The organism is Candidatus Cloacimonadota bacterium (assembly GCA_011372345.1).
In the GTDB taxonomy this organism is placed as follows: Bacteria; Cloacimonadota; Cloacimonadia; order Cloacimonadales; family TCS61; genus DRTC01.
In genome coordinates, this window is sequence record DRTC01000282.1 from 1 (window position 1) to 3,265 (window position 3,265).

A 3,265-nucleotide genomic window follows, 5' to 3' on the forward strand; every position below is an offset into this window, starting at 1 on the left:
CCGCTAAACAAAATATCGGAGATAAAAGTTTTCAAAAGATCGAATTCTTATAATTTACTGAGTAAAATGCAGATCGAGAAAAGAGAAAAATCTGTAATAAAAAGTTCATAATTGCTTTTAAGAAATTCAAATGATTGTTTGTATTTGTCTTTTTTCAAAAGAATATGCAGGAAGATATTTGTATCAACGAGATACATTTGAACTACTCCACCAATCAGAAATATTATGCTGTAATTCGACCGGTTCGAAATTATCTTTATATTTTTCCAAACCTCCAGCCCAATCTAATTTCAAAGTGTTTTTTTTCTTTTTTTGAGAATATTTGTTTTTCAAGAATTCAGCGAAATCAATCAATTCTTTCCTGGCATTAGAAGGTAATGTATTTAAAATAGATGTTATCTTAGTCACAATTTCTCCTTTTACAAATATCTGTATAAACTAGTGCTTAAACGAAAACCACCGGAATTACAGAAACTTGAATTAAGTTTGCTTTAGCTGGCTTGATTTAAGTTTTCTAATCCGCTGATGCCAGTTAACTTAACTCAAGACTTCGTCTTAAGTCAAGTTTCCTTTTTGCGAGAAAATCGAATTTTCGTTCAGTCACAAACTAATCATTTATTATACATTACAAAGTTAAGTTAAATTGTTTATATTCTTTACCGCTTCGATTATCGGAACATATCCGGTACATCGGCATAGATTTCCTTCCAGAGCAGTTTTAATTTCCTCCATTGCGGGATTTGGATTTTTATCAAGAAGTGCTTTTGCACTCATCAACATTCCGGGTGTGCAGAATCCGCATTGGATCGCACCGTGTTCTAAAAATGATTTTTGCAGTTTGGATAGAACTTCGTCCTTTTCGAGATTCTCAACTGTTTCGATTTCTGCATTCTGAACTTGTTCAGCAAGGATCAAGCAGGAATTAACAGCTTCACCATTCATAATTACAGTACAAGCTCCGCATTCCCCGATTCCACAGCCTTCTTTCGTTCCGGTCAGATCGAGTTCGTCTCTGAGAATATCGAGTAACCTTAATGAATCATCGACTTTGATATTTATCTTTTTTCCGTTTACTTTGAATTTTAGATCGATCATATTTTTTCCTTTTTTTGCCACTGACTTTCACTGACTAAGCACTGACTTTTTTAGCAACGAACAAGACTAACAATACGAACTTTTTCACCACGAATTAACACTAATTTTCACGAAATGACTTTACCGCCAAGACGCGAAGGACGCAAAGATGAACATAATCCTGTAAATCCTGTTATCCTGTCCGTTTTTTCTTTTTTCACATTGTTTTTTTGTCTGTGTTTTTCAGTGTAAGTCTGTGGCAGTTTTTATCCGTGTTCATCCGTGAAAATCAGCGGCTATTTCCCGTAAGGCATCTTTACACATATTGATAAAAACCGGTTTCTTATATTCGGAAGACCATCGATTTCCGATCTCTTTTTCTATTTTTTCCGATAATGGTTTTTCGATAGCTTCGATAGTTTGCTCATTCAGAGGTTTCCCAATGAGGAAATTTTCCACATTAGTTAATCTCTGTGAACAACTGAAAAGCGAACCATCGACCAGGTAACATTCCTCGATATTTTTATTGGAAGCGAATGAGATCATCGCACTGATGCTCATTCGGGTAATATTCATGGCATTCCTCCGTCCGAGTTGAGAATAGCTATGATAATATTTTTTATTTGAAGGTTTGGGGATAGAGATTGAAATCAAAATTTCATCGGTTTTTATTTGAGTTTTGTAATGTTTGATGATGAAATCTTTGATCGGGATTTTTCGGTTTTCGCTTTTTGATTGCAGAACAAGTTCTGCACTACGCAGGATCAAAGGAGGAACAGAATCAGCACAAGGTGCGGCATTGATAATATTTCCTCCGATCGTTGCTCGATTTCGGATTTGAGTCGAGCCGATAGAAGAACAGGCTTTTACCAAGATCGGGAAATGTTTTTGGATGATCTTATTAGAAATTAATTTTGAGAAAGTTACAGCACTTCCGATGATTATTTCATTTTCTGTTTCAGTTATTTCTTTAAGTTCCTGTAGCGAGTAAATATTTAGAAGATTTTGCAGTTCTGTTTTCATTCGGGCTTGCACAATAATATCAGTTCCACCAGCAAGTATTTGAAATTTTTTTCCCGAAAGAATTTCCAGAGCATTTTCTAAATTTTTTGGAGTTATCGTTTTGATATTATTAGTTCTTAAAACCTGTTTTGTTTTCATCTTTGAGTGATGAAAAACTTCGCTTTGCCGAGCAGGTTTTCGTAGATTTTTTCCCAAATAAACTTGTTCCAGAGTAAGCGGAATTTGGTATGAATGTTTTCCAACTGCAAATTTCAAAGCATTATTGATAGCTGCGGAAGTCAATTCCAAAGTTGGTTCACCAATGCTTTTTGCTCCAAAAGGTCCGAATTTATCAGGATTCTCGATCAGGATAGGATCGATTTCCGGGATTTCTTTGGTGGTCGGGATCAGATATTCATCGAAATTCTGTGATTTTACTTCACCTTTCTGGATGTTATAATCTTCCAGAACTCCGTAACCAAAACCTTGCGTAACTCCACCGTAAATTTGTCCTTCTGCTCCCAGTCGATTGATAACTTTCCCGACATCGTGTGCAGCAGTAATTTTTTCGATTTCGATCTTTCCGGTGAATGTATCGACTTTTATTTGAGCGATTTGGCAGCCATAAACATAAGTGAAATATGCATTTCCCTGTCCGGTTTCTTCATCCCAGCCAACTTTCGGTCCTTTAAACCAACCATAAGCCGAAAGATTGATTCCCTGCCAATACGATTTCTCTGCGGCTTTGGAGAATTCGATAAATCTATCTTTCGATTTTCGGGAATATATTTTTCCATTTTTCCATTCTGTTTCTTCTATATCGGAAACTTTTAGATCTTCTTTTATGATTCTAAATATTCTTTTTTTAACAGTTGATGCGGCATCGATCACCGCATTTCCGCCAACGAGAGTTCCGCGTGAAGCAACTGTCGGACCTCCATCGGAAATTGTCGAAGTTTGTGGTTCAAGGAAAGTAATTTTATCAAGTTTGATCCCTAGAATTTCGGAAGTTATCTGGCACATGGAAGTGCGTAAACCTTGCCCGTTTTCATTTACTCCTGTAAAGACGATCACGCTTCCATCTGCCTGCACGGAAACAATTGCCGAAGACATATCAGTTCCTTCAGCTCCCAGAGAACAACCACGAAAACTACAAGAGAGTCCGATCCCGAATTTGAATCTTGCAGAA

At 36.5% G+C, this 3,265-nt stretch carries 3 protein-coding genes; all 3 read right to left on the reverse strand.

Annotated features, from left to right (window positions below; genetic code table 11):
* Nucleotides 1-183: 183 nt before the first annotated feature.
* Nucleotides 184-411, reverse strand: coding sequence for a DUF2281 domain-containing protein (locus tag ENL20_05500; GenBank protein ID HHE38011.1), 228 nt, complete (start codon nucleotides 409-411; stop codon nucleotides 184-186).
* 222 nt (nucleotides 412-633) lie between these two features.
* Complete coding sequence (locus ENL20_05505; GenBank protein ID HHE38012.1) at nucleotides 634-1,095, reverse strand: (2Fe-2S)-binding protein; 462 nt, start codon at nucleotides 1,093-1,095, stop codon at nucleotides 634-636.
* Nucleotides 1,096-1,350: 255 nt separating this feature from the next.
* Nucleotides 1,351-3,265: aldehyde oxidase (locus tag ENL20_05510; protein ID HHE38013.1), on the reverse strand; the 1,915-nt coding region annotated here is incomplete at its 5' end.

What these genes read in the sequence shown, in the direction of transcription:
- ENL20_05505 (HHE38012.1), bottom strand. Translation starts at nt 1,095, where the DNA reads ATGATCGATCTAAAATTCAAAGTAAACGGAAAAAAGATAAATATCAAA.